The sequence below is a fragment of the Rhodococcus sp. GB-02 genome (assembly GCF_053470465.1).
Window position 1 is genome coordinate 1027058 of the sequence record NZ_JBPUKE010000002.1, and the last position, 24442, is coordinate 1051499.

Sequence of the window (24442 nt, forward strand, 5' to 3'; positions counted from 1 at the left end):
TCGTCAGAACCCCTATCTGGGGCGTGGCACGGTCTTGTCGATGAACAGTCCCTCTACCGACACACACAATTCGCCGTCTGCAGTCTTGATCTCACCGACGGTGTGGATCTTGCGGCCGTCCTTGGAAAGGAATTTGCCGCTGATCGTGAGGGGCTCGAACAGCGGAGTCGGGCGATGGTACCGAGTGCTCAATTGTGCTGTCATGCCGGAAGTTCCACCCCAGGCGTTCGCGACGCCGAGAACGTGATCGAGCAGCAACGCCGAAACACCGCCGTGTACATGGCCAGGAGGGCCCTGGTACGGCAGCGTCAACGTGACCACTCCCTGCACCGACCCGTCAGCGAGCCCTTCCAGAACGAGCGGCGGCGCAATGGCATTCTCGGGGCCGGTCACCGGATCGTGTCGAGTCACGCCCTCGCCGTTCCACATGTCGATCAAGCGCTCGGCCACCTCGGGTGAGTGCTGCTCGAGGTGCTCGGCAATGCTGTTGAGTTCCTCCGCAACCCGGTCCAGGTTGGCGTTTCCGCGGTCGGTGCGCAGCATCGCGTCGACAACGCGACGGGCCGCTGCCGTCGCCCGGTCCACCGGGGCGTCCTGAGGCGGCGACGTCAAAATCGTGCCGCCCGGGTGTGTGGCTGTTGTGGGGTGGGTGCCCAGGTCCATCAGTTGATCTCCATTGTTGCGTGTGTGAGAACCGGGGAGTTCTCGCGTTCGGGGCACGTCGCCGCCAAGGTCAGTGTGTTGCCGTCCTGCCATACCGAGGTGGTGATGGATTCGCCGGGGAACAGCGAACCGGCGAACCGCACCGAGTAGTTCTTCACCCGCGTCGGATCTCCGTCGAGAATTCCGTCTACCACTGCCTTGCAGACGATGCCGTACGACGCCAGACCGTGCAGAATCGGAGCGTCGAATCCCGCCATCTTCGCGAAGGAGGGATCAGCGTGCAGCGGGTTCATGTCTCCACTGAGTCGGTACACCAGCGCCTGTGAGGGACTCGTGCTCGACGTCAGTACTTTGTCCGGTGCTCGATCAGGCACCCCGGCAACAACTTCGGGACCGGTGCCACCACCGAATCCGCCTTCTCCGCGCGCCCAGATCTGCATTCCGGTGGTCCACAACGGGTTCCCGTCAAGGTCGTGCGCCGCGGTCTCGAGAACGATCACAGCTGCCTTTCCCTTGTCCCAGACGTCGGCGACCCGGGAGGAAATACGAGCGGCACCCGTCGACGGGATCGGCGCGTGAAGTGTCAGCGACTGCCCACCGTGCAGAATCTTGCGGAGGTCGATGTCGATTCCCGGCATACTCATCGACGGTGCGGGCAGTACACCCGCCGAAACTCCCTGACCTGCAACCATTGCAAACGTCGGGAGTACCTTCAGACCCTTTTCGTACACCCAGGTGAGCTCGGCGGGATCCAGAGCGTTCACGCCGGCGCCGAGCCCCAACTGGTAGAGCATGACGTCGCGGTCGGTCCACGACGCTTCGCGCACAGTCGGTTCGGCGGACAACGCCACCTCGAGATCGATAGCCATCAGTTCTCCAAAGTTCCGGCTCGGTAGACGGTCACGACGCACGCGCCGCCCAGCCCGAGGTTGTGCTGCAATCCGATTCGCGCGCCTTCGACCTGGCGAGCGTCCGCGGTCCCGCGAAGCTGCCACGTGAGTTCGGCGCACTGTGCCAGCCCGGTGGCACCCAGCGGGTGGCCCTTCGAGATCAGACCGCCAGACGGGTTGACGACCCACTGGCCGCCGTACGTAGTCGCACCGGACTCGACGAGCTTTCCGCCTTCACCGGCGCCGCACATTCCGAGACCTTCGTAGGTGATGATCTCGTTGATCGCGAAGCAGTCGTGCAGTTCGATGACATCGACGTCGTCGATGCTGATGCCGGCTTCGGCGAAGACCTGCTCGGCGGCCGCAGCCGTCATCGGCGCGCCGACCACGTCGATCATCGACTTCTCGGCAAACGCTGCCTCGGTGTCGGTGGTCATGGCCTGAGCGACGATCTCGATCGCACGATCCTCGAGTCCGTGCTCACGGACGAACTTCTCACTCACGACGACGGCAGCACCGGCACCGTCCGAAGTCGGTGAACACTGCGAGCGCGTCAGCGGCTCGTGAATCATCTTGTCGCCGAGTACCTGTTCGAGGGTGTACTCGTCACGGAACTGCGCATACGGATTGTTGACCGAGTGCTTGTGGTTCTTGACCGCCACGGCTGCAATCTGCTCGACCGTGGTGCCGTACTTCTTCATGTGCTCGACGGCGGCATTACCGAACAACTGAGCTGTCATGGGTGATCGGGCGAAGCCGTAGTCCTCGACCATGATCTTCAGCTGCGAGTCCAAAGTGGTGACCTTGGGCATCTCACCGTTGCCGGTCAGCGCCGTTTTGGTCATCTTTTCGAAGCCAACGGCCAGTGCGCAGTCCGCTTGTCCGGCCTGGACCCACTCGCGCGCCATCATCAGTGCCGTCGAGCCGGTGGCGCAGTTGTTGTTGACGTTGAAGATCGGGATACCGGACAGACCCGTTTCGTACAGGGCACGCTGGCCTGCTGTCGACGCGTTGAACACGTAACCGACTGCAGCACGCTGGATCTGGCCGTAGCTGATCCCGGCATCGGTGAGTGCATTCGAGACGGCTTCGGTCACCATGTCCGGGTATTCCCAGTCGCGGGTCTCGATCTTCTCGAACTTGGTCATGCCCACGCCGATGACGAAGGTGCGATTGCTCATGTGCAGGTCACTTTCCCGGTTCGGGGTCACGAGGCAGACCCAGGATTCGCTCACCGATGATGTTGAGCTGAACATTGGTTGTACCACCCGCGATGGACATGCACTGCGAGTTCAGGAACATCTGCGTCGCAGACATCCGATGCTGATTGCCCAGAAGGGAACTGGGACCAGCCCACTCCATCGCCACATCCCAGACCTGCTGGATGTGTTCGACCCCGATCAGCTTCGCCACCGAGGACTCAGCCCCCGGTTGCGCGCCTGTAAGCGAGCGCAGCGTGGTTCGCAGACCGAGCAGACCGCCGGATTGCGCGTCGCACAGCACCTTTCCGAGAACCGTCAGCTGCTCGTCGTCGATACCACCGGGTAGTCCGTCGACCAGGCTCAGAAGAGCCTCACCGCCCGATCCGAGAGACGAGTCGTTGGACAGCGAGACACGCTCGTTGGCCAGTGTGGTGCGAGCGAGCTTCCAGCCGTCCCCCGGCTCGCCGACCAGGCACTCGTCGGGGACGAAGACGTCGTCGAAGAAGACTTCGTTGAACAGTGCTTCACCGGTGATCTCGCGAAGCGGGCGAATGTCGAGGCCGCTGTTCTTGATGTCGATCAGGAAGTAGGACAGGCCCTTGTGCTTGGGGGCGTCGGCGTCGGTGCGCGCGAGGCAGATTCCCCAGTGCGCGTCGCGTGCCATCGACGTCCACACCTTCTGGCCCTGCAACTTCCAGCCACCGTCGACCTTGGTGGCCTTTGTACTCAGCGCGGCGAGGTCGGAACCTGCGCCGGGCTCGGAGAAGAGCTGACACCAGACGATGTCGCCGCGCAGTGACGGCGGGACGAACTTGGCGAGCTGCTCTTCGTTGCCGTGCGCGATGAGCGTCGGGATGACCCAGTTGCCGATGATCATGTCGTGCGGCTTGATCTTCGCTGCACGTAGTTCTTCGGCGATGACCAGCTGACTGACAGCGTCCGCGGACTTGCCCCACGGAGCCGTGAAGTGTGGTGCGGTGTAGCCCTTTTCCGCGAGATACGTCTTCTGCGCGGCACCTTCGAGGTCCAAAGCCGGTGCGAGCTCGGCGCGGATGTCCGCGCGGATCGCCTCGGCCTCGGGCGGCAACTCGATGCTGAGCACGCGACGGGTACCGGCAATGGTCAGCTCGGCAACCCGACGGCGCCAGGATGCCGTGGAACCCAGCAGAATTCGCAGGGACTGCGCGCGGCGAAGGTACAGGTGCGAGTCGTGCTCCCACGTGTAGCCGATTCCACCGAGCACCTGGATGCAGTCACGTGTGACGGAGAAACCGGCTTCGAGGGCCGTAGCTCCGGCGACGGCTGCTGCGAGAGAAGCCTCTTCGGCACCGACGCCGTTGGCGGGCGTCAGTGCGCGGGCAGCGTCCCAGGCGCAGACGCGCGCCTGCTCGGCAAGAGCGAGCATCCGGGCAGCCTTGTGTTTGACACCCTGGAACTGGCCGATCGGGCGACCGAACTGCTGACGCACCTTCGCGTACTCAGCCGACGTCGTGACTGCCCAGTCGGCCAAGCCTGATGCCTCGGCCGCGAACAGTGTTGCGGCAATGTCGAGTACACGCTGGGTATCGATGGTGAGGATCTCTGAATCGGTGAGGACCAAACCGTCGACGGTGACTTCGGAGTTACGACGCACGACGTCGTAGCTGGCCAAGTCCGTGACCTCGAGGCGGTCACGTCCGAGCAGAACGAATCCGCTGTCCGTCGCGAGGAGGAACACGTCGCCGACATGGCCACCGAGAATCTGGCTGGACGTTCCGCTGAGGGTGGCGGTGTCGCCGTCACGGGTGATCTTCAGCGAACCCGGCTGCAGTGCAACGGCTCCGAGTGTGCTGCCGTCGACCAGTCCGGCCAGCGGCGCGGTGACTCCGGCGTCGCTGAGAACGGCGCTGACCACGACTGTCGGCAGGAACGTGCCGGGAACCATGGAGCGCCCGAGTTCCTCGACGACAATCGCGAGCTCGACTAATCCGTATCCGGCGCCGCCGAATTCCTCGGCGACGTGTAGTCCGAGAAGTCCCTGCTCGGCAAGCCCGTTCCAGAGTTGGGGGCGGGTTTCGACCTTCGCCTCGACCGCTTCACGGATAGCGGTGGGTGTTGCGTGACGCGCCGCCCAGCCCCGTACGGAGTCGCGGAGGTCACGATCTTCTTCACTCAATCCAATGGTCATGTCTACCTCGTCAATTCGACAGTGTGAGTGCGGGTCAGATGCGTTCGATGATGGTGGCGGTCGAGAGAGCTCCACCGGCGCACATCGTGACCAGCGCCGTGGACTTGTTCGAGCGCTCGAGTTCATGCAGCGCGGTCGTGATCAGACGAGCGCCGGTCGAACCGACGGGATGCCCGAGTGCGATCGCACCGCCGTTGACGTTGACCTTGGACAGATCTGCGTCGTGAACCTGCGCCCAGGAGAGCACTACCGAGGCGAACGCTTCGTTGATTTCGACGAGATCGATGTCGTTCAGAGTCATTCCAGCCTTGTCGAGCACCATCTGGGTGGACTCGATCGGTCCGTCCAGGTGATAGAAGGGATCGGATCCGACCATGCCGGACGCGACGATCCGCGCGCGCGGCTTCAATCCCAGTTCCTGTGCGCGCTCTTCACTCATCAGCAACACTGCTGCGGCGCCGTCGCTGATCTGCGACGAGTTGCCGGCGGTGTGGATATGGCCCTCGATGACCGGCTTGAGCCCGGCGAGCGCTTCCGCTGTCGTCTCACGCAGCCCACCATCGCGCGTGACAGTGGCGATCTCGCCGGTGGGCGTGCCTTCCTTGTCCACCACCGGAGCCTTGACGGGAACGATCTCGCGGTCGAAACGGCCTTCCACCCAGGCCTGGGCTGCGCGGCGCTGCGACTCGAGACCGAAGGCGTCCACGTCGGCGCGCGTGATGCCACGCTTCTCGGCAATACGCTGCGCAGAAGTGAACTGGTCACCCATGTCGATGGTCCAGTCGTCCGGGTACGGGTTTCCCGTTCCGGGCGCATTTGCCTGACCCAGGAACACACGGCTCATAGCCTCGACGCCGCAACCGATACCGGCCGAGATCTGACCCGACGAAATCAGGCCGGAAATCAAATGCACTGCCTGCTGGGCAGATCCACAGGCGCAGTCGATAGTGGTTGCCGCGGTGCTGTATGGCAATCCGGCGTGCAGCCACGCCTGCCGCGTGACGTTGTTGGACTGCTCACCCGCCTGCGTGACACAGCCACCGATGATCTGTCCGATGTCTTCCGGTGCGACGCCTGCCCGTTCGAGAACGCCGAGCTGTGCTGCTCCCAGAATCTCGGCGGGGTGCAGTCCCGCCAGGGCGCCGCGACGACGGCCGATCGGTGTCCGAGCGGCCTCGACGATGACTGCATGACCCATGATGTGCGCTCCTTCGTGGAGTTTTCGGTCGGTGAGCTGACTCACCGTCAGCTTTTCTGTAATGTATTCTATTGATGATGTCAGGGCAATGCCGGAATGAACGTCATCTTTGAACCAAGCCTGACTCGAATAATAGAATTGATTTCAATTTTGAGGACATGACGAACCCACCCCGAGAAGGGGCGAGGTCACGTCAGTGTCGTGAGAGATTCACCAAAAGCAGGTCGCACCCCTTGCGGATGTCGTACTCCGCATCCGGGATGGAAATTCGACCGTTGAGGCACGATTGGATGACCCCGAACCACAGCTGCATCAGCAGACGCAACCCGGTGTTGTCTTCCTCGGTCGGGTTCTCGATCCCGGCCGCATCGAGGATGATCTGCCGGAAGCCGCGATCGATCTTGCCCACGTCCGGCACCGTCGCGACGTTGGCGGTACTGGACGACTGCAGCATCGCAGTCGAAAGGGCCGGCCGACGCAGTAACCCGCGAGTCGCGCGCACCAGGACCTCGTACACCGCGTCCTGCGGATTGGCCGACTGCACCTGATGCTTGGCAAAACTGTCGCCGATCTGATCGATCTGCTCGACCATCACAGCGACGAAGAGGTGCGTCTTCGAAGGGAAATAGCGGTAAAGAGTGCCGATGGCCACGCCTGCCCGCTTGGCAACTTCGTGCATCTGAACCCGTGAGAGTTCTTTCTCGGTACCCAATTCGGCGGCCGCTTCCAGCATCCGCACATGGCGCGCCCGCTGCTCGTCCGAACTGGGCTCAGCAGCGTCCCTGACCTCGGCAATTCTCGGCAACGTCGCCCCCATCATCGATTATGTGTCCCGGCCGCGAACGACCGCGCTAATTCTCTCACCTGGACCACCTATCTCGGCATATTGCCCGCTCAGTGGGACCTGGCATGGCCTTCCAGCGCCGTGCGGTATTCCGTGGACACCCCACCCTCTTGGAGTAAGGACGCAATGATGCAGGACTGGACCAGCGAGTGCGACGTGTTGGTAGTCGGCTCCGGCGGCGGAGCGCTGACCGGCGCATATACCGCGGCTGCTCAGGGATTGACGACGATCGTCCTCGAGAAAACCGATCGTTTCGGCGGGACCTCCGCCTACTCGGGCGCCTCGATCTGGCTCCCAGGTACCCAGGTACAGGAACGCGCCGGCCTTCCCGACTCGACCGAGAATGCCCGCACCTATCTGCGCGCGTTGCTCGGTGACTCCGAGTCCGAGCGCCAGGACGCCTACGTCGAGACCGCTCCCGCTGTCGTCGCTCTACTCGAGCAGAACCCGAACATCGAATTCGAGTTCCGTGCGTTCCCCGACTACTACAAGGCCGAAGGCCGGATGGACACGGGACGCTCCATCAACCCGCTCGATCTCGATCCCGCCGACATCGGTGACCTCGCCGGCAAGGTGCGTCCGGAACTGGACCAAGACCGCACCGGTCAGGATCATGCTCCCGGCCCGATGATCGGTGGGCGCGCACTGATCGGCCGTCTGCTGGCCGCAGTTCAGAGCACCGGTAAGGCAGAACTTCGCACCGAATCCATCCTCACCTCCCTGATCGTGGAAGATGGCCGTGTTGTCGGCGCCGAGGTCGAATCCGGCGGCGAAACCCGGCGAATCAAGGCGAACCGCGGTGTCCTGATGGCAGCAGGCGGCATCGAAGGCAACGCCGAGATGCGTGAGCAGGCCGGCACCCCCGGCAAGGCGATCTGGAGCATGGGCCCCTTCGGCGCCAACACCGGTGACGCGATCTCCGCAGGAATTGCTGTCGGTGGCGCAACCGCTTTGCTCGATCAGGCGTGGTTCTGCCCCGGCGTCGAGCAGCCCGACGGCAGCGCCGCATTCATGGTCGGCGTTCGCGGCGGACTCGTCGTCGACAGCGCCGGTGAGCGCTACCTCAATGAGTCTCTTCCGTACGACCAGTTCGGCCGGGCCATGGATGCTCACGACGACAATGGTTCTGCCGTGCCGTCGTTCATGATCTTCGACTCGCGCGAGGGTGGCGGACTGCCCGCCATCTGCATCCCGAACACGGCGCCCGCCAAGCACCTCGAAGCCGGAACCTGGGTCGCCGCCGACACTCTCGAAGAACTCGCCGCCAAGACCGGACTACCGGCCGACGCATTGCGCAGCACTGTCGAAAAGTTCAACGACGCCGCAAAATTGGGCGTCGACGAAGAGTTCCATCGCGGCGGAGACCCGTACGACGCATTCTTCTGCCCACCCAACGGCGGCGCGAATGCGGCGCTGACGGCCATCGAGAACGGCCCGTTCTACGCAGCTCGCATCGTCCTCAGTGACCTCGGCACCAAGGGCGGTTTGGTCACCGATGTCGACGGTCGCGTTCTTCGCGCCGACGGCAGCGCCATCGACGGTCTGTACGCCGCCGGCAACACGAGCGCTTCCTTGAGCGGGCGCTTCTATCCCGGCCCCGGAGTTCCACTGGGGACTGCAATGGTCTTCTCGTACCGAGCAGCCCAGGACATGGCGAAGTAACCAGCACAACGAGGCTGTGGGGCAGGGGCAATGTCAGAATCGCCTGCCCCACGACCTCTTTCGCACGGCGACGCGATTTTGTATCACTCCGGATCGATACCGGGCAAACCGTCCACACTCTTCGCGTTCTTCTCGGCGCGATAGGCGATGAGCCGCTCCGGACCCCGCTTCTCCGCTACGCGGTCGAGCACGTCACGATCGGATTGGTAGTCCATCAGCGGTACTGCGTATCCGCACGAATCCGAAATGCGCGTCAGATCGACCACGACGATCGACCGCAGCCCCGGATGCTCCGGGAACCTACCGACAATCGCGTTGAACGCTTCCGACCCTGCAAGCAGAACTTGTCCGTGACCGTGCAGTCGAACGATCTTCGGCGGACCGTCAAATGCCATGAACATCAGGGTTATTCGGGAGTTCTCGCGCACGTGCGCGATGGTTTCCACACCGCTGCCAGTGAGATCGAGGTACGCCACCCGGGTGGATGTCAGCACCACAAACGATCCGACTCCCCCTTTGGGTGAGCAATTGATCAACCCGTCAGGAGACAACGGCGCGGTAGCAACAACGAACAGCGGTTGAGCCTGCAACCACGTGGTGAGCTTTTCATCGATGCCTTCGTAGACTCGCCCCATGTCGAGAGTGTAGTTCGCGCCGACCGGAAGTCACGGGGCAGACGCTGCGGCGGCTCGAATCTCCTCGCACATCGCTGCGAAGGCGCGGTCGTCGGCGGGATCCGCGGGCACTGCCAGTGCAATGCCGTCGCAGAGACTCGCGTATTTCGAACTCAGCACCTCGGGGAGCTCGGCGTAGGTGCATTGCGTGACCAGCCTGTCGAGAACATCCTCGGTGAGGACGGCACCCAGATCAGCCCACTCCCCAGCTCTCCCCATTGCGGTCAACTTCTCGCCGATCCCCGCCAAGCCGAGAACCTCGAGCGCGATTCGATATGCCGGTGTGGAGTAGAGAAAGGCAAGTTCGCTGCGCACCGCTTCTCGTTGAGCAAGTATCGCAGCACGATCTTTGCCGGTGATCGTCTTCGGAACGGCAATCAGTCGCGGCTTCCTTCCGCCTGCCGTCAATGATGGAATAATCCTCTCCGCGAGCACCTTCGGATGGGAGCTGGTGGGGTGAGCAACAAAACCGTCGGCGACGGCTCCTGCCAGTGAGCACATGCGGGAGTTCACTCCCCCGGTCCAGATCTCCGGAGCCTGAATATCGAGCGGCCCCGGATTGAAGTAGGGCTGCAGTCGGTTGAAGGTGTAGTGCGTTCCGGCATAGTCGAGTTCACCGCCCTCCTGGAACACTCGGAAGATCTCGCGTACAGCACTGACGTAATCACGCAGTTGCGCAACAGGATCCGTCCACGGCATCGAGTACCGCCCGACGATGTTCCCTCGCACCTGCGTCGCGAGCCCCAGCTGGAATCGTCCGCCGGAGAAGTCCGCCAGATCCCACGCAGCCAAAGCCGTCACCATGGGACTGCGCGCAAATGCGACAACCATCGACGTCCGGACTGTGAGGGTGGTGCTGTGTTCGACGGCGAGTGCTGCCACCGCAAAAGGATCGCGGACGGTCTCGGAGATGTGTACCGTGTCGAAACCGAGTTTCTCGATGCGTTCGACGTGCTGAGCTACCTGCCGTAGCGGAGTGTCGGCAGGTAGCGAGGTCACCAATTCCATGTCAGCCCAACGGCTCCAGGCGAATCGACAACAGCTTTCCTTCGTTGGCGACCTTACGAGCATGCTCATTGAAGTCCGGTGCGGCGCAGACGAACAGCGTACGTCCGTCGGAGCCGCCGAGCCCGCACGCGAAGACACCGCTGTCGAAGGCAATTTCATCGATTATCTTGCCGGCGCTCACATGAAGAACACGACTTCCAAGGGCATCGGCCACCCACATCGAATCGTCTCCGTCGATGCAACATCCGTCGGGCGCAACGACGATCTGAGCGAGAGTGGTCTCCACCTCGGGGCCACCAGGTACCGGCCCGAACGACGCCCAATCACGGCGTTCACTCAGGGAGCCGTCGGCCTGAACCGCAAATGCACTGATTCGATTTCCCAGCGTTTCGTCCACGAGCAGATCTCCGGTCGACGTCAGAGCCATACCGTTGGGGAAGTGGAGATCTCGCGCCACGACGTGTACCGATCCGTCCGGGTCGACGCGGAGGAGATCTGCCGTCTCGACGGGAGCCAGGTTCATCAGGTCGAACCCGAAGTTGCCCACGTACGCTCGTCCCTGCGCATCGACCAGCATGTCGTTGACGTTGGCACTGACGTACTCGGACAAGTCTGCGTGCACCACCAACTCGCCGTCGGATTCTCGCCGCAGAATCTTCTGGTCCCGCATGGAGACCACCAGCAATCTGCCGTCCGGAAGCCACCCCAGCCCGGACGGCTGCCCTGGAACCTCCGCCTCGACGCGTATGTCGGTCCCGTCCTCGCGGGCCGAAATCACCTGGTAGGTGTAGAAGTCCGACACCCAGATCCGGTTCTCGTGCCAGCGCGGGCATTCGAAGTAGGTGTATCCCTCGAGAACTACCGCAACTTCTGGTGCCATCAGGCTCTCCTGCGTCGGTGAAGAATGGTGTGTCAGCCTCATTCAATCACCGGCGCCCCGGTCGCGGTGTGCAATTCCCGACTAGTCGCCGGCGCGAACTTCTTCCAACACGTCGAACGCGGATTCCCACCCGTCGTACACATTCCCGTCACCCTTGAATCCCGGAATCCCTACCAGGTGGAATGTCATTTCGGTTTTGTCACCCCGTTCTGCGAGCGTGACCGTTATTCGAGGCGCAGCGCCTACCGGATCACCCGGATTTCCCCAGGTGAAGACAAGCCTCTTCGGCTCGTCGACCTCGAGATAGGTTCCGCCGGTGGGGTACTCGGCTCCATTCTCGTCGTTGATCATCAAGTAGCGGTACGTTCCGCCAACTCTGGGATCGATCGTGACGTGCTCCCGGGGGCTGCTGACGCCCTCGGGATGCCACCAGCGTGCTGCCTCGTCGGGATCGGTCCACGCTTGCCACACGAGTTCACGTGGTGCGTCGAAGATTCGGGTGATGGTGAATTCTGCGGTGGTATCTGCATTCTGGTCACTCATTGTCCTTCTCCTTCTTCAGTCGACGTTGCTTCAGCTCACGTAGACGCTCGTCGAGGAGATCGAAGCGTTCGTTCCAATCCCGCCGATGTTCGTTGACCCAGGCACTGGCGTCGTCGAGTCCCTCTGCGCGAAGGGTGCAGGTGCGCCATTGCGCAGTGGCGGTCCGTTCGATGAGACCTGCCTTCTCCAACACCTTCAGATGCTGCGAGATGGCGGGTCGACTCATCTCGAACGGCTCAGCCAACTCACCGACGGTCATCGAACCATCCGTCAGGCGAGAGAGCATTTCACGCCTCGTCGGGTCGGCCAGTGCGCTGAACACTGCATCGAGCCGGCCACTTCGCTCATCCATGTAAGCAACTCCTTAATTAAGGAATAACTTAAACATAGAACTCAGGAACTTGGGCGTCAACCCTTCAACTCCAGGTGTATCGAAGCCGTTCGACGGTTGTCGCCTCGTCCATCTGGGAGAACGTCTCCCGCTCAGCTCCCTTCACGGACACCATCGCTTCGATGATCGACTCCCCGAAGATTTCCTTCGCCGCCGAGGAACAGTTGAACTTCTGCACTATCTCGCCGAGATCGGTGGGGACTCGGGTCACCCCGCGCTCATCGCGTTCCGCATCCGTGAGAGTCGACGGGTTCACCACAATTTCCGCAGGTAATGGCGCGGCATTGCCGATACCGATATGCGAAAGGCCAAGTATCGCAGCGGTCGCCAGATACGGGTTGGCCGACGGATCGACGTTTTTCACTTCGGCGTTGGCGCCGTGCGGATTCGACGGTGACTCTGCGCAGAACCTCAGTGCCGCTTCGCGGTTCTCGAGCCCCCAACAGACATAGGCCCCCGACCAACTGTCCGGGCGCAGCCTGAGGCCGGAGAGCGGTGAGGACGCAAAGACGGCCGTGAATTCCGTCAGATGAGCGAGGACTCCACCCAAGGCGAAAGCTCCCGCATCCGTCATTCCGTGCTCCCGATTGCCACCGGAGAAGATTGGCCTACCATCTGCGGTCATCGAAAAGTGCTGGTGTGCACCGTTTCCTGCGCCGCCCAGGGTGGGAAACGGCGAGAACGAGGCCGCCAATCCGTGCGCTCTGGCTGTACGGCTGATCAAGATCCGAGCCAACACCACGAGATCAGCGGCCTGAACAGGAGCACTCGGAGCGATCGACATCTCGAATTGATCTGCTCCGTACTCGGCATGGACTTGCTCGATATGCAGTTGTGCGCGTTCGGCATTGCGCAGGAGGTCCTTGAGGAAGTCTTCGCGACCAAGGACTGCGCCCAGACCGTAGGCCGACCACTCACCGCCGCACACATCACCGAAAAGAGTGAACTCGATCTCGTTACCCACCCGAGCTTCCAGTCCGTCGGCAGCAAGCCGCGCCACGACCGCGGCAAGCGCGGAACGTGTGCACACGGCAGCCGTCGAACCGTCTTGCTCGTGCAACGTGGCCGGCGCCCACGACACACCCCCGCCGAGATCGCGGAGGTCGGATCGGTCGATACGCAATCGGAGATCACCGACGACCGAGAAGGAATCGGTGAAGGCAATCCGATCATCGCTACAGAAGACGTTCCAGCTCGGTGAGACTCCCGCACCGACTTCCTCGAAGACACCGCTTCGGCCAGCCGGCATCACTTTCGCCCGCGCGACACCCGCCATGTCCACGATCGAGCCGATGGTCAGAGCCGGAACTTCCCTCATCCAGAGGCAAATACCCCACTTGGCGGCGCGCCAACCCGTCAGATCAGGTTGTCCTCCACCGGCAGTCCGAACGCCGCCCGGCCGTACAGCGCCAACGCGCGCTCGGGTTCGTTGGCAACGTGAACGCTGCCCGCATGAACGTCACGCCACGCACGCTCGATCGGGTTTCCGCGAGAGAGGGAGTTCCCGCCTGCCGTCTTGAACAGCATGTCGATCGCTTCCACCGAACGTTCCGTCGCACGAACCTGATCACGACGCGCGCGCAGCCTCATCGAGAGCGGAAGCTCCTTGCCGGCGACAGCAAGTTCGTACATCTCCCGGATGTTGCGATCCATCTGCAGAATCGCGGCATCGATCTCCGACGACGCACGTGCGACGGCGACCTGAGCGAACTGGTCCTCGCTGAACCGTCCACCACCCAGGCTCAGACGGACGCGCTCACGCATCACGTCCAGGTACCCCTCGTAACAACCGGCGACGATGCCCACACACGGAGCAGCGACCGTCGAGGTGAAGATGCTCCCGAACGGAAGTTTGTACAGCGGGCCAGGATTGACCGCTTGGCCAGGCCCACTCAGTTGCGCGGTTTCGTAATTGCGTTTCAAGCGGTGCTCGGGAACGAACGCGTTCTTGACCACGATCTCGTTGCTCGCGGTGCCTCTCATTCCCACGACGTCCCAGACGTCGCGGATCTCGTAATCGGTGCGCGGCACCAGCACCGTCATGAAGTCGACGGGACGGCCGTCCACGCCGACCACCATCGCTCCCAGCAATGCCCAACTTGCGTGATCACAGCCGGAAGAGAAACCCCACTGGCCCGACAGTTCGTAGCCACCGTCCACCGCGGTAAGTCGACCGACCGGCGCGTAGGCGGACGAGATGAGCGTCGTCTGGTCCTCTCCCCACACGTCGTCCTGCGCTCGGTCGTCGAAAAGCGCCAGATGCCACGGGTGCACTCCCACCACCGAGGCGACCCAACCGGTCGAGCCACAGGCAGCGGAGATGGCCCTGATGACTTCGTAGAAGTGGACCGGGTCGCTCTCGGCGCCTCCGTATCTCTTCGGCGCAAGCATGGAGAAGACACCGGCTTCGGACAGTTCCCGGATGGTCCGTTCGGAGATCTTGCGCGAATCGTCGACCTTCTGAGCACGGGCCGCGATCTTCGGAAGCAGATCACGGACTGAGCTCAGAACCTTGTTGACCATAGGAGACACTCCTCGCACCGAACCGTGAGGGAGCGGATCGGCAGATAGACATAACGGCTGCCTCGCCACGATATGTCGGTCACGCGGTCCGGTGATCGGAAGTCCCGAAGGCCGGGATGAGCCGCCGGATCCTCGCGCTCTCCGCAGGTCCCGGCCAGTGAGACGAGGCCCCAGAGGCAATTCACGCTCCCCTAGCGTCGGGCGTCGACACTGACCCTGGAAAGGACGGGACTCATCGTGACGATCAATCAGTCCGACAACGACGAAGTTCGCGAGATCCAAGCTGGAACCGCGCCTACTCGCTTTGCACGTGGATGGCACTGCATTGGGCTCACGGAGTCCTTCAAGGACGGACAGCCGCATTCCATCGAGGCCTTCGGCACCAAGCTCGTCGTCTTCGCCGACAGCGAAGGCAACGTCAAGATCCTCGACGCGTACTGCCGTCACATGGGTGGCGACCTGAGCCAGGGCACCATCAAGGGCGACGCCATTGCCTGTCCGTTCCACGATTGGCGCTGGGGCGGCAACGGCAAGTGCCAGAAGATTCCGTACGCACGCCGCGTTCCCCCGCTGGCCAAGACGCGCGCATGGCAGACCCTCGACCAGGACGGCATGCTCTTTGTCTGGCACGACCCCGAGGGCAACCCGCCGACCGACGACGTAGCCATCCCCCGCATCGAAGGCGCGCTCAGCGACGAGTGGAGCGACTGGGTCTGGTACACCACGACCGTCGACACGAACTGCCGTGAAATCGTCGACAACATCGTCGACATGGCGCACTTCTTCTACGTCCACTACTCGTTCCCGACGTACTTCAAGAACGTCTTCGAAGGCCACGCCGCAACGCAGTACATGCGCGGCGTCGCTCGCTCGGACATGCGTCCCCACGCAGCAGGCACCCCGAAGATGGTCGGCAGCAACTCGGTTGCGACGTACTTCGGTCCTTCCTTCATGGTCGACGACCTGACCTACGAGTACGAGGACTACAACGTCGAGTCCGTCCTCATCAACTGCCACTACCCGGTCAGCGCGGACAAGTTCGTGCTCCAGTACGGCATCATCGTCAAGAAGTCGGATCGCTTCCAGGGCGAAGCCGCCGACGCGATGGCCGCGAACTTCGGCACGTTCATCGCCAAGGGCTTCGAGCAGGACGTCGAGATCTGGAAGAACAAGACTCGCATCGAGAACCCGCTCCTGTGCGAAGAAGACGGCCCGGTCTACCAGCTCCGTCGCTGGTACGAACAGTTCTACGTCGACGTCGCTGACATCGCTCCCGAGATGATCGAGCGCTTCGAATTCGAACTCGATACCGCGCGACCCGTCGCCGCCTGGCAGAAGGAAGTCGAAGACAACCTCGCTGCAAAGAAGGCAGACGAAGATGCAGCCTCTTCAGTGCGCTGAGTGCAAGGCGCGGGTCCTGGTCCAGAAGAACAGTTGGGAACACACCACCGTTCAGTGGAGTGACCAGGCCCGAGCCCAGTGCCTCGAAATCGCCGACGACCGTGAATTCGGGCAGCGAGAGGGACGACCAGGTGCTCCTCGCAAGGAGTGCGGCGCCTTGATCGCATCCATCGTGAATGCTGCAACAGCGGGCGAGCTCGAGATCCTCAACGACGAACCGGTACCTCAGCCGATCGTCGACGACAGCGAACCAGTACCAGCTCCGTTTCACTAGCCGAGCCAACATCTTTCGAAGAAGGTAGTAATGATCGATCCCCAGTACTACGGCCCGTGGGCAGTCATCGCCGGCGGTTCCGAAGGTGTCGGCGCAGGGTTCGCCGACGAGCTCAGCAAGATCGGCATCAACCTCGTTCTCATCGCCCGCAAGCCGGGCCCACTCGAGGAGACCGCGGCCAAGGCACGCGCCAACGGCGTCGAAGTACGCACTCTCGCACTGGATCTATTGGTTCCCGACGCGCTCGACCAGATCAAGGCTGTCACCCACGACGTCGAGGTCGGCCTGCTCATCTTCAACGCCGGCGCCAACAGCTACGGCCACGAGTTCGTCACCGGTGATTTGACGGGATTCGCCGGAGTCATCGAGCTGAACATCAACAAGCAGCTCGAACTCTCGCACCATTTCGGCGGTTTGATGAAGGATCGCGGACGAGGCGGCATCATGCTGCTCGGCTCGCTGGCCGGATTCATGGGCTCCGAGCACCAGAGCATCTACGCGGCCTCGAAAGCTTTCGGTCGCATCTTCGCCGAGAGCCTGTGGCTCGAACTTCAGCCGTACGGCGTTCACGTCGTCGAGTTCATTCTCGGTGTCACTCGCACGCCGGCCATGATTCGCGCGGGATTGAACTTCGACATCCCGGGCATGAACGTCGCAGAGCCCGAGGATGTTGCACGCGAAGGTCTCGAACACCTTGCCGACGGCCCGATCTGGGTTGCTGCAGGAAACTACGAAGGCGCCAAGAAGCGCAGCGGCTTCCCCCGAGACAAGATGGTCAAGGGCGCTGCCGAAGCGATGCGCAAGCTGCTGAACCGCTGACTTCTGCTGTGCGCCTTTATTAACCCCCGACGCCCGAGAAAGGCGCACAGCATGAGCGTCGACATCACCACTCTTCTCGACGAACGCGAGATCACCCGCTCCATTTTCGAGTTCGCCCGAGCCATGGATGCGCGGGACTGGGATGAACTCCACCGGATCATGACTCCGGACGCTACGGCAGAACTGGGAACCGGAACTCTGTGCGGACCCGCCGAGGTAGTGGCTTCCATCCGCTCGTTCCTCGACGAGTGCGGTCCCACCCAACATCTGATCGGCAACGTGCTGGTCGAGGTGGTCGGTGATATTGCCACCAGCCGCTCCTACGTCAGTGACATGCACGTGGGCACCGGGAGCAAAGCTCACCTGAACTTCTTCACGCTCGGCGACTACCACGATTCGTGGTCGCGAATCGACGGAACGTGGCGAATGACGCACCGCACCAAGCATTCACACGCCAGTCAGGGATCCATCGAGGTTCTGGGAGCCGGCCCCAGCGGTTGGCGGAGCTGACTCAGCTCAACATCGACGACCGGCCGGTCGCGAGTGGACTCTTGCTGGTGAGTCCGCCGTCGACCACCAAGGTCTGCCCCGTCATGTAGCGAGATTCGTCCGACGCCAGGTAGACCATGGCGTGTGCGATGTCTTCGGGTTCGCCGAGGTAAGGCAGGGCGTTGGCCTGCTTCATGCCTTCGATGACGTCAGCAGGGATGTTGTCCACGAGTGCGGGTGTCATGATCGCACCCGGCGCTACGGCGTTGCACCGAACACCGTTTGCTCCGTACTGAACTGCGATGTATTGAGTCAACCGGATGACCGCCGCCTTGGCAGACCCGTAGGCCGACTGCAGGGAGTCTCCGATCAATCCACCGACCGAGGCCGTGTTGACGATCGATCCTCCGCCGGCACTGTTCATGTGCGGAATCGCAAGGCGTGAAGCGACCACAGTGCTTCGGACGTTGAGCGACATCACGCGATCCCACTCGTCCAGGTCCATCCGTAGCAGGTCGAGATCCTTGCGCGGATTACTACCGCCCACGTGATTGCACAAGACGTTGATGCCACCGAATTCGGCGACCGCCCTTTCGATCATCGCTGCCAGGGACTCCTCGTTCATGACATCGACGCCGAAACCCAGCGCAGTGCCACCGGTCTCGCGTATCGCCGCCGCTGCTTCCTCCGCTCGAGCTGGATCGAGGTCGGCAACCAGCACCTTGGCGCCTTCTGCCGCCATGAGTTGTGCTGCTGCACGCCCGATTCCGCTGGCGGCGCCGGTGATCACTACATTTTTGCCTTCGAGCCTGTTCATATTCATTCCCTTCGCGGGGAATCGCCGTACCCGGATCTCATGTGCCCGAAATTGACAGCTCGGCGATTACCCGATCACTACCAGTGAACGCAGGATCGACAGCCGCGTCCAACTTTCTTGAATGAACTCACAAGTACGTGACCACGGCCCGCGCACCTGCTACACCGCCGAAATCGAGTGGCGACAGAAGACACCACTGTGCTGAAGTGGCACTATGCAGAATTCTGTTCGACCGCTGTCCATCAACGACCTCGACCGTGCCGCCGAGGTTCTCGGCGAGGCTTTTGCCGACTATCCCTGGACGAACTGGTGCGTCGCCGAAGACTCTCACGTGGAACGGGTCGCCGCTCTACAACGGATCTACCTCGAACACCTGGCACTACCGTTCGGACGTTCATACATCGACGATTCCGGCAACGGCGTCATCGCAGTCCTGCCGCCCGACGCCCCGGAGCCTGATGAAGCGACTGTCGAGAAGATCGTGGAACTGCACGGAGATCGGTTCGAGCGCATTCTCCAGGCTGACGAACAACTGTCTGCGCTTCCCGCCCTCGAGCACGCATGGTCGTTGGCAACGATCGGTACGACACCGCGTTCACAGGGCAGTGGATTGGGCTCTGGACTACTGAAACATGCTTTGGCGGAACTGGATCGAACCGAACAGACTTGCTGGCTCGATACGTCAACCGAACGGAATCTCCCGCTGTACCAACGGTTCGGTTTCACGATCGTCGGACAGACCTCGCTCCCCGACGGACCGGACGTATGGCGGATGCATCGACTTCAGGGCTGATTGTTCGACTTCAGCACTCGCCGAATCATTTTCGACAACGACGCGTATTGGGTGATCGTATTGACGGCGATCCACCTCGACACCGGCCACGTCCGGGTCCACGAGAAAACCCCGACCGACAGCAGTTGATCGTCGTCGAGAGTTTTCACATACCGACGCAGCGCTGCGACGGCCGCGCGCAAACGATCCCGAAGCTCTCGAACCGAGGTACCTGCACTCGCCTCGACCACCGACTGGTTCAGCGCGGGTGTTTGCGTCCACTTGTAACCCGCAGCCGGCGTCTGCGGTGTCTCGTCTCGCAATCCGGCACCTATCCACTCTACGACGGCCTCTGCCCACCAGACACGCAAAGAGAGTACGTCGTGCACCGTCCACGCATCGACGGCAATGGCGTCGAAAACATCGGCCTCGGCGGCGCTCTCGAGTAACGCGTCGAGTTTCGAATACGCCTTGTCCAGCTCACTCGCCAGTTCCTCGCGTGACAAGGTCTGCGCCACAATGCCTCCGAACTTTCGTCAAAAAATGGAAGAAGCGGAGCCATCGCAATCCGATGACCCCGCGTCCAACTTAACGTCTACCGAAGCTAGTTCAGTTCTCCCATGAATCTGTTGACGTTCTCGGCGATCTCCTTCGACTTGGTGTGGTGCAGGTAGTGGTCTCCGTCCAGCAAGACCAATTCACCATGATCGACCGATGCTGCCTGCCCTTCGTGCAGCTCTGTCCAGCCCTGGACCTTGGAATTCTGTACCGCGAACAACAGAATCGGAAGATCGGCCGGGAACGTCTTGCCGATCGCCGCGGCGAAGTTGCTCGAGAGGTGATCCATTTCGTTGAGGTACGTGTCGCTGAAGTTGTTCTTCGCGACCAGTCTGCTCATCTCTGCCTTCTCGGCTTCATCGAGGTATGCATCGGTTTCCTCGCTGCCACCGAGTTTCGCCAGGACGTCGGAGAAGCCCAATTTCTTTGCAACGCGGAAGGCTTCGATCGGGAACTTGGTGTCCATGTTCGGCTGCCCCGGGACGCTGCTGTCGATGCCCACGAAAGCGGTGACCTCGTCGCCGTACTTCGCTGTGTAGTCCAAGGCATAAACACCGGTGATCGAGTGACCCATGAGGATGTATTCGTCAATTCCCAAGGCCTGCACAGCCTCGTGTATCTCTTCGACGATGTTCTCAGCCGTGCGGTCCTTGTCGGTGGCGTCGCTGTATCCGTAGCCGAAGGGCTCGATCGTGACCACGCGGTAATCAGGGGCAAGCTCGTTGATGAGCGATTTGAAGTCGAGAATCGGTGCAGACGTTCCGAACCCCGGTAGCAGCACTATGGTCTGATCGCCGTTGCCGCGGATCGAGTAGCTCATGTTCTTTCCGTCTACGGACACGAACTGGTTGCCGGTTTCCCCGGTCGGAACACTCGCCTTGGCGGAGCCGACATTGAATACGAGCGCTATCGATACCAGCACAACCAGAACTACGGACACCGAAGCAAGAACCTTCAGTGCAACGGTACGAATCTTCTTCATTCTCATCCCCATCTTTTCGGGCGTCGATACGGCTAGGAAAGGCTCGACATCGAGGCCACACTTGTCTCGTCGAGCACACGCAACACGTTGTTGCCCATCAGCTTTGCCAAGTCTTCCGCAGACCAACCGCGTTCCGCCAGACGGTCTATCAACACCGCGAAACCGGATACGTCCTGCATACCGTCCGGAAAGTCGTCGAATCCATCGTAGTCACTACCCAAACCGATGTGGTCGATGCCCGCGACGTCTCGGGCATGCTCGACATGTTCGGCCAGATGGTCCACCGTCATCGCCGGCCGTGGGCCGACCCGCCCGCCTTTGAACCACTCGTTGTACTCGGAAGAAAGGAACATGGGCACAAAGGCGATCATGATGACCCCGCCGTTTGCCGCGAGCAGCCGCATGACGTCGTCGGGAACGTTGCGGGGGTGACCGCATAGCTGAGAGCAGGACGAATGGCTGAAGATCACCGGTGCCGACGACGTCTCGATGGCATCTCTCATCGTTTCCACCGAGACGTGCGACAGGTCGACGAGCACGCCGAGCCGGTTCATTTCGCGCACGATCTCGCGGCCGAAGTCCGTCAGCCCGCCGTGTACTCGCGTATCCGTCGCGGAGTCCGCCCACCCGGTGTTGTCGTTGTGCGTCAGAGTCATGTACCGAAGACCAAGGCGCGCCATCATTCTCAGGACGCCGAGCGAACTGCCGATGCTGTGACCGCCCTCTGCGCCTAACAATGACGCAACCTTGCCCTCGCTCCAGATGCGACGCACGTCGTCACCTGTACGCGCGAATTCGAAAGTATCCGGGTACCGCCCGATCATCCGGTACACATAGTCGATCTGTTCGAGTGTGTACTGGACAGCCTCGGCCTCCGTCCGGTCACACGGGGTGTAAACCGACCAGAACTGTGCACCGACGCCACCGCGACCGAGTTTGTCGATGTCGGTTTGGAAGATGGAATCCTTCTCGAGATTCTCCACCGAGTAGGCGGCAGTCTCGCGAGCCGTCCATGCCAGATCGTTGTGACCGTCGATGACCGGCGCAAGGCCGTAAGCATCCAGTGCCGCTGGGTGATTCACGTCCGGGAAAGGAGCGAGAGGTTTCATCATGAGTTTTCCTCGGGAAAGTAGTGCGGGCAGGTCGAGGGCCCTCATCGCCCTCGACCTGCCCGAGATTTCATCCAGCGGAGAGAATCATCTCGCCGCGACTAGTCGGAAATCTTCTTGAAAAGCCTGGTCATGTACAGATATTCCTCGCCATCGATCGTGAGATGAGCCATCTCACCCGAAGCGCTCTCGTTACTGATCGAGAACCGGGAAGCCGACAGAGGCACGACCTTGGTGGGCGGGGCCGGCGGCTCGCCGTCGATCTCGATCTTGGCGAAGTTCTGCACCTGGAATCCGCCGTCGTCGCCACGCGTGAGTTCGATGCGAACGGTTGTCGATTCATAGGTTCCGAGAATGTTCGACAGGTCGATGTCTTCTGCATTCGGCTCGGACTTCGGCTCCGGCAAAACGAGGTCGAGCTCCTGCGCGATCTCCTTCTCGATGTCGTGGGCCAGGGCACCGCCGCCACGCGAGTTGGTGACTACGGCCATGGCGAGACCGAGCTCGGGGAAGGTGTGAAAACGAGTGATCTGACCGATCGTCGCACCGCCGTGCTGCGCGGACGTCACACCGCCCCAGTCGGACAGGATCCATCCGAGACCCCAGGCCTGATCGACGCTCGAGACCGCGGTCAGGTCGAATTGCGGAGTGCGCATCAGGCGCGCGGACTCTTCGGACAGAATGCGTTCACCCGTCAATGCGAGGCCGTCACGCATATGTGCAGCACCGAAGGTCAGGAGCGAGCTGACGGATCCGGTGATGATCCCGGCCGGACCGATACCGCGCGGAAGCAGCCACTGCTTGGTCGGAACCACCTTGTCCGGCGACGTCCGATCCGGGTTGGCGACGTGGCCGACAGCCGTGCGGAACAGCGGCGCGTCCTTGGCCCTGGTGATGATGTGCGTCAATCCGAGTGGCTTCCAGAGATATTCGACCAACGCCTCGTCCCACGTCATCTCACGAAGAACCTCGACGATGCGGCCGGCAACAGCAAAACCCGCGTTGCTGTAACTCAGGTGCCCGCCGGGCTCGGTGACGCTGATCGCGGTCGCGAGTTCGTCGACGTACTTCTCGACGCAGTCGTCGCCGTCACCGGTGTCGTTGAACAAGTCTCCGTCGATACCGCTTGTGTGCGTGAGCAACTGGCGGATCGTGATTTCCTTCGTGTTGGAAGGGTCTGCGATCGTGAACTCCGGAAGCACCTCCACCACCAGGGTGTCCAGCGTCAGCTTGCCCTCGTCGACGAGCTGCATGATCAGCGTCGTCGTCCAGATCTTGCTCGCGGATCCGTACTGGAACAGGGTGTCGGCGTCGACGTCAACGCGCGTGTTCAGGCTCGTCACTCCGGTGGTGATCACGCGGATATCCGCAGTGCCGTCTTCACCCAGCGCGATCACACCGACCTGCGCGCCCGGTACCGAATGCTTGGCTGCCAGTTCGTCGAGGCGTTCCTGCCACTTCGGGGCGACAAGTAGGTCCTTGGGCAAGTCGGTCACAGGTCGAACTCCTTCGATCATGGAAGCCAGTGGCGTAGATGGCGTTGCTTCGATCCGCTCAGGTCTCACTCGTCGGGAAGTGAGGTTGCGGAAGCAATAGCCGTCCACCCATGATCTCAGTGTGCTCGCAGTCACGTCCTGGTCGATTGCACCGAAGTTGCACCCGAAAATGGTGCGATCGGACGAGTCTGTGTTCAGGATTCGCCATTCGAAACGATCAGCGCTCGAAGGTTCCTTCCAAGCGATTGCGTGAACCCGGATGGATCAAGCGCGCCGCACTGACCAACCCGTTGGCCGACCAGGTGCGGCGGCGAATCAGCAGGCATGGTTCCCCTCGATCGATGCGGAGCAGCTCGCATTCGTCCGGGCTCCCCAACACCGCTTCCACGACATGCTCACCGCGAACCAGAGGCGCAACGTCACTCAAGTAGTTGTTGGGGGTGATCGCAGTGAAGTCCTGGCGCAGATAGTCGGGCGCCTCGTTCGGATTCACGAACCGATCTTCCACCTGAATCGGAGTTTCGTCCTCGAAGTGCACCATCAGCGAATGGAACACCCGTTTGCCCACCGATTCACGAAGGAACGTCTGCCCGTGGTCGGTTTCTTCCTCACGAACGAAGACGACCTCGGTTCGATGACGGTGGCCGCGGCGCTGAATCTCGTCGGCGATGTTCTTGACTTCGAACAGCGGGGACGCGGTCTTCGTGGCGGCGACAAAGGTACCGACCCCCATCATCCGCACGATCAGACCGTCGTTGGTGAGTTCACGAAGCGCTCGATTGATCGTCATACGTGACAATCCCAGCGCACTCACCAGTTGGTTTTCCGAAGGCAGCTGATCGCCTTCGGTCCACCGACCCGAGTTGATCTGCGAGACCACGAGGTTCTTGACCCGTTCGTAGGCAGGGGCGGACTCGCCGCCTGCCTCGTTGAACAGCACGGCGAGTTCTGCGTCCACCTCGGCAATCGCCATCGCCACCACCCGTTCGTCGAAAACCACCGAGTCGGTTCTCCCGTTCGGCCTCCGAAGTCTATCCGCCTCGTGCACCTTTCCGATCCATCCGCGGGCGTCCGCGCCGG

The 24442-nt window shown here is 61.8% G+C and carries 25 protein-coding genes; 6 read left to right on the top strand and 19 right to left on the bottom strand.

Annotated elements, in window-relative coordinates; genetic code table 11:
• Nucleotides 1-12: 12 nt before the first annotated feature.
• The 6 genes from ACSW29_RS18040 to ACSW29_RS18065 form a co-directional block, all read right to left on the bottom strand.
• Complete coding sequence (locus ACSW29_RS18040) at nt 13-663, bottom strand: PaaI family thioesterase (protein WP_448277909.1); 651 nt, start codon at nt 661-663, stop codon at nt 13-15.
• Nucleotides 663-1532 (bottom strand): MaoC/PaaZ C-terminal domain-containing protein, encoded by an 870-nt coding sequence (locus ACSW29_RS18045; protein WP_347874723.1) that lies wholly within the window; start codon nt 1530-1532, stop codon nt 663-665. Before ACSW29_RS18045 ends, ACSW29_RS18040 begins: the two co-directional genes overlap by 1 nt.
• Entirely contained in the window at nt 1532-2734 is a 1203-nt protein-coding gene (locus ACSW29_RS18050; protein ID WP_448277910.1) for a lipid-transfer protein, read from the bottom strand. The genes ACSW29_RS18045 and ACSW29_RS18050 overlap by 1 nt, the downstream gene beginning before the upstream one ends.
• Before the next feature lie 7 nt (nt 2735-2741).
• A complete protein-coding gene (locus tag ACSW29_RS18055) occupies nt 2742-4922 on the bottom strand; it encodes an acyl-CoA dehydrogenase (RefSeq protein ID WP_317825757.1) in 2181 nt (726 codons plus the stop codon).
• A gap of 34 nt (nt 4923-4956) precedes the next feature.
• The gene (locus tag ACSW29_RS18060) at nt 4957-6120 is read right to left on the bottom strand and encodes a steroid 3-ketoacyl-CoA thiolase (RefSeq protein ID WP_317825758.1); all 1164 of its coding nucleotides are present in this window, start codon (nt 6118-6120) and stop codon (nt 4957-4959) included.
• A gap of 193 nt (nt 6121-6313) precedes the next feature.
• Nucleotides 6314-6940 carry a TetR family transcriptional regulator gene (locus ACSW29_RS18065; RefSeq protein ID WP_019745323.1) on the bottom strand — a complete coding sequence of 209 codons (627 nt, stop codon included), beginning with the start codon at nt 6938-6940 and terminating at the stop codon, nt 6314-6316.
• Between the two features lie 153 nt (nt 6941-7093).
• On the opposite strand from ACSW29_RS18065, the gene ACSW29_RS18070 reads away from it, so the two are divergent.
• Nucleotides 7094-8626 carry an FAD-dependent oxidoreductase gene (locus ACSW29_RS18070; protein WP_448278169.1) on the top strand — a complete coding sequence of 511 codons (1533 nt, stop codon included), beginning with the start codon at nt 7094-7096 and terminating at the stop codon, nt 8624-8626.
• An 83-nt stretch (nt 8627-8709) separates the two neighbouring features.
• On the opposite strand, the gene ACSW29_RS18075 is transcribed toward ACSW29_RS18070, so the two are convergent.
• The 7 genes from ACSW29_RS18075 to hsaA all read right to left on the bottom strand — a co-directional run bounded on the left by ACSW29_RS18075 (nt 8710) and on the right by hsaA (nt 14645).
• A complete protein-coding gene (locus ACSW29_RS18075; RefSeq protein WP_230815283.1) occupies nt 8710-9261 on the bottom strand; it encodes a pyridoxamine 5'-phosphate oxidase family protein in 552 nt (183 codons plus the stop codon).
• Between the two features lie 30 nt (nt 9262-9291).
• Nucleotides 9292-10308: a TIGR03617 family F420-dependent LLM class oxidoreductase gene (locus tag ACSW29_RS18080; protein ID WP_448277911.1), complete on the bottom strand. Its 1017-nt coding sequence runs from the start codon at nt 10306-10308 to the stop codon at nt 9292-9294.
• A gap of 1 nt (nt 10309) precedes the next feature.
• The gene (locus tag ACSW29_RS18085) at nt 10310-11188 is read right to left on the bottom strand and encodes an SMP-30/gluconolactonase/LRE family protein (RefSeq protein ID WP_317825762.1); all 879 of its coding nucleotides are present in this window, start codon (nt 11186-11188) and stop codon (nt 10310-10312) included.
• A gap of 81 nt (nt 11189-11269) precedes the next feature.
• Entirely contained in the window at nt 11270-11731 is a 462-nt protein-coding gene (locus ACSW29_RS18090) for an SRPBCC family protein (RefSeq protein ID WP_347874728.1), read from the bottom strand.
• Nucleotides 11724-12083 carry an ArsR/SmtB family transcription factor gene (locus ACSW29_RS18095; protein ID WP_317825764.1) on the bottom strand — a complete coding sequence of 120 codons (360 nt, stop codon included), beginning with the start codon at nt 12081-12083 and terminating at the stop codon, nt 11724-11726. Before ACSW29_RS18095 ends, ACSW29_RS18090 begins: the two co-directional genes overlap by 8 nt.
• Before the next feature lie 64 nt (nt 12084-12147).
• A complete protein-coding gene (locus ACSW29_RS18100; protein ID WP_448277912.1) occupies nt 12148-13440 on the bottom strand; it encodes a glutamine synthetase family protein in 1293 nt (430 codons plus the stop codon).
• A 38-nt stretch (nt 13441-13478) separates the two neighbouring features.
• Entirely contained in the window at nt 13479-14645 is a 1167-nt protein-coding gene (gene hsaA, locus ACSW29_RS18105; protein WP_448277913.1) for a 3-hydroxy-9,10-secoandrosta-1,3,5(10)-triene-9,17-dione monooxygenase oxygenase subunit, read from the bottom strand.
• A 237-nt stretch (nt 14646-14882) separates the two neighbouring features.
• Between hsaA and ACSW29_RS18110 the strand changes: the two genes are divergently transcribed.
• The 4 genes from ACSW29_RS18110 to ACSW29_RS18125 are packed head-to-tail and all read left to right on the top strand — an operon-like array spanning nt 14883 to nt 17649.
• On the top strand, nt 14883-16046 hold the full coding sequence (locus ACSW29_RS18110) for a Rieske 2Fe-2S domain-containing protein (protein ID WP_448277914.1): 1164 nt from the start codon (nt 14883-14885) through the stop codon (nt 16044-16046).
• The gene (locus ACSW29_RS18115; RefSeq protein ID WP_448277915.1) at nt 16024-16320 is read left to right on the top strand and encodes a hypothetical protein; all 297 of its coding nucleotides are present in this window, start codon (nt 16024-16026) and stop codon (nt 16318-16320) included. Before ACSW29_RS18110 ends, ACSW29_RS18115 begins: the two co-directional genes overlap by 23 nt.
• Nucleotides 16321-16350: 30 nt before the next feature.
• On the top strand, nt 16351-17139 hold the full coding sequence (locus ACSW29_RS18120) for an SDR family NAD(P)-dependent oxidoreductase (RefSeq protein ID WP_448277916.1): 789 nt from the start codon (nt 16351-16353) through the stop codon (nt 17137-17139).
• Nucleotides 17140-17190: 51 nt separating this feature from the next.
• Complete coding sequence (locus ACSW29_RS18125; RefSeq protein ID WP_317825769.1) at nt 17191-17649, top strand: nuclear transport factor 2 family protein; 459 nt, start codon at nt 17191-17193, stop codon at nt 17647-17649.
• Nucleotide 17650: 1 nt separating this feature from the next.
• Here the strand turns inward: ACSW29_RS18125 and ACSW29_RS18130 are convergent, their stop codons facing one another.
• The gene (locus ACSW29_RS18130; protein ID WP_448277917.1) at nt 17651-18445 is read right to left on the bottom strand and encodes an SDR family NAD(P)-dependent oxidoreductase; all 795 of its coding nucleotides are present in this window, start codon (nt 18443-18445) and stop codon (nt 17651-17653) included.
• 214 nt (nt 18446-18659) lie between these two features.
• On the opposite strand from ACSW29_RS18130, the gene ACSW29_RS18135 reads away from it, so the two are divergent.
• Nucleotides 18660-19238 (top strand): GNAT family N-acetyltransferase, encoded by a 579-nt coding sequence (locus tag ACSW29_RS18135; RefSeq protein WP_317825771.1) that lies wholly within the window; start codon nt 18660-18662, stop codon nt 19236-19238.
• Here ACSW29_RS18135 and ACSW29_RS18140 read toward each other — a convergent pair.
• The 5 genes from ACSW29_RS18140 to hutC form a co-directional block, all read right to left on the bottom strand.
• The gene (locus ACSW29_RS18140) at nt 19229-19735 is read right to left on the bottom strand and encodes a ClbS/DfsB family four-helix bundle protein (RefSeq protein WP_317825772.1); all 507 of its coding nucleotides are present in this window, start codon (nt 19733-19735) and stop codon (nt 19229-19231) included. The two genes, ACSW29_RS18135 and ACSW29_RS18140, sit on opposite strands and share 10 nt — an antisense overlap.
• A gap of 86 nt (nt 19736-19821) precedes the next feature.
• A complete protein-coding gene (locus tag ACSW29_RS18145) occupies nt 19822-20757 on the bottom strand; it encodes an alpha/beta fold hydrolase (RefSeq protein WP_317825773.1) in 936 nt (311 codons plus the stop codon).
• Between the two features lie 32 nt (nt 20758-20789).
• Nucleotides 20790-21869, bottom strand: a complete 1080-nt coding sequence (locus tag ACSW29_RS18150) for a dipeptidase (protein WP_448277918.1) — start codon at nt 21867-21869, stop codon at nt 20790-20792.
• Nucleotides 21870-21967: 98 nt separating this feature from the next.
• Complete coding sequence (locus ACSW29_RS18155; protein ID WP_448277919.1) at nt 21968-23362, bottom strand: serine hydrolase domain-containing protein; 1395 nt, start codon at nt 23360-23362, stop codon at nt 21968-21970.
• Nucleotides 23363-23579: 217 nt separating this feature from the next.
• A complete protein-coding gene (gene hutC, locus ACSW29_RS18160) occupies nt 23580-24335 on the bottom strand; it encodes a histidine utilization repressor (RefSeq protein ID WP_230815477.1) in 756 nt (251 codons plus the stop codon).
• Between the last annotated feature and the right edge of the window lie 107 nt (nt 24336-24442).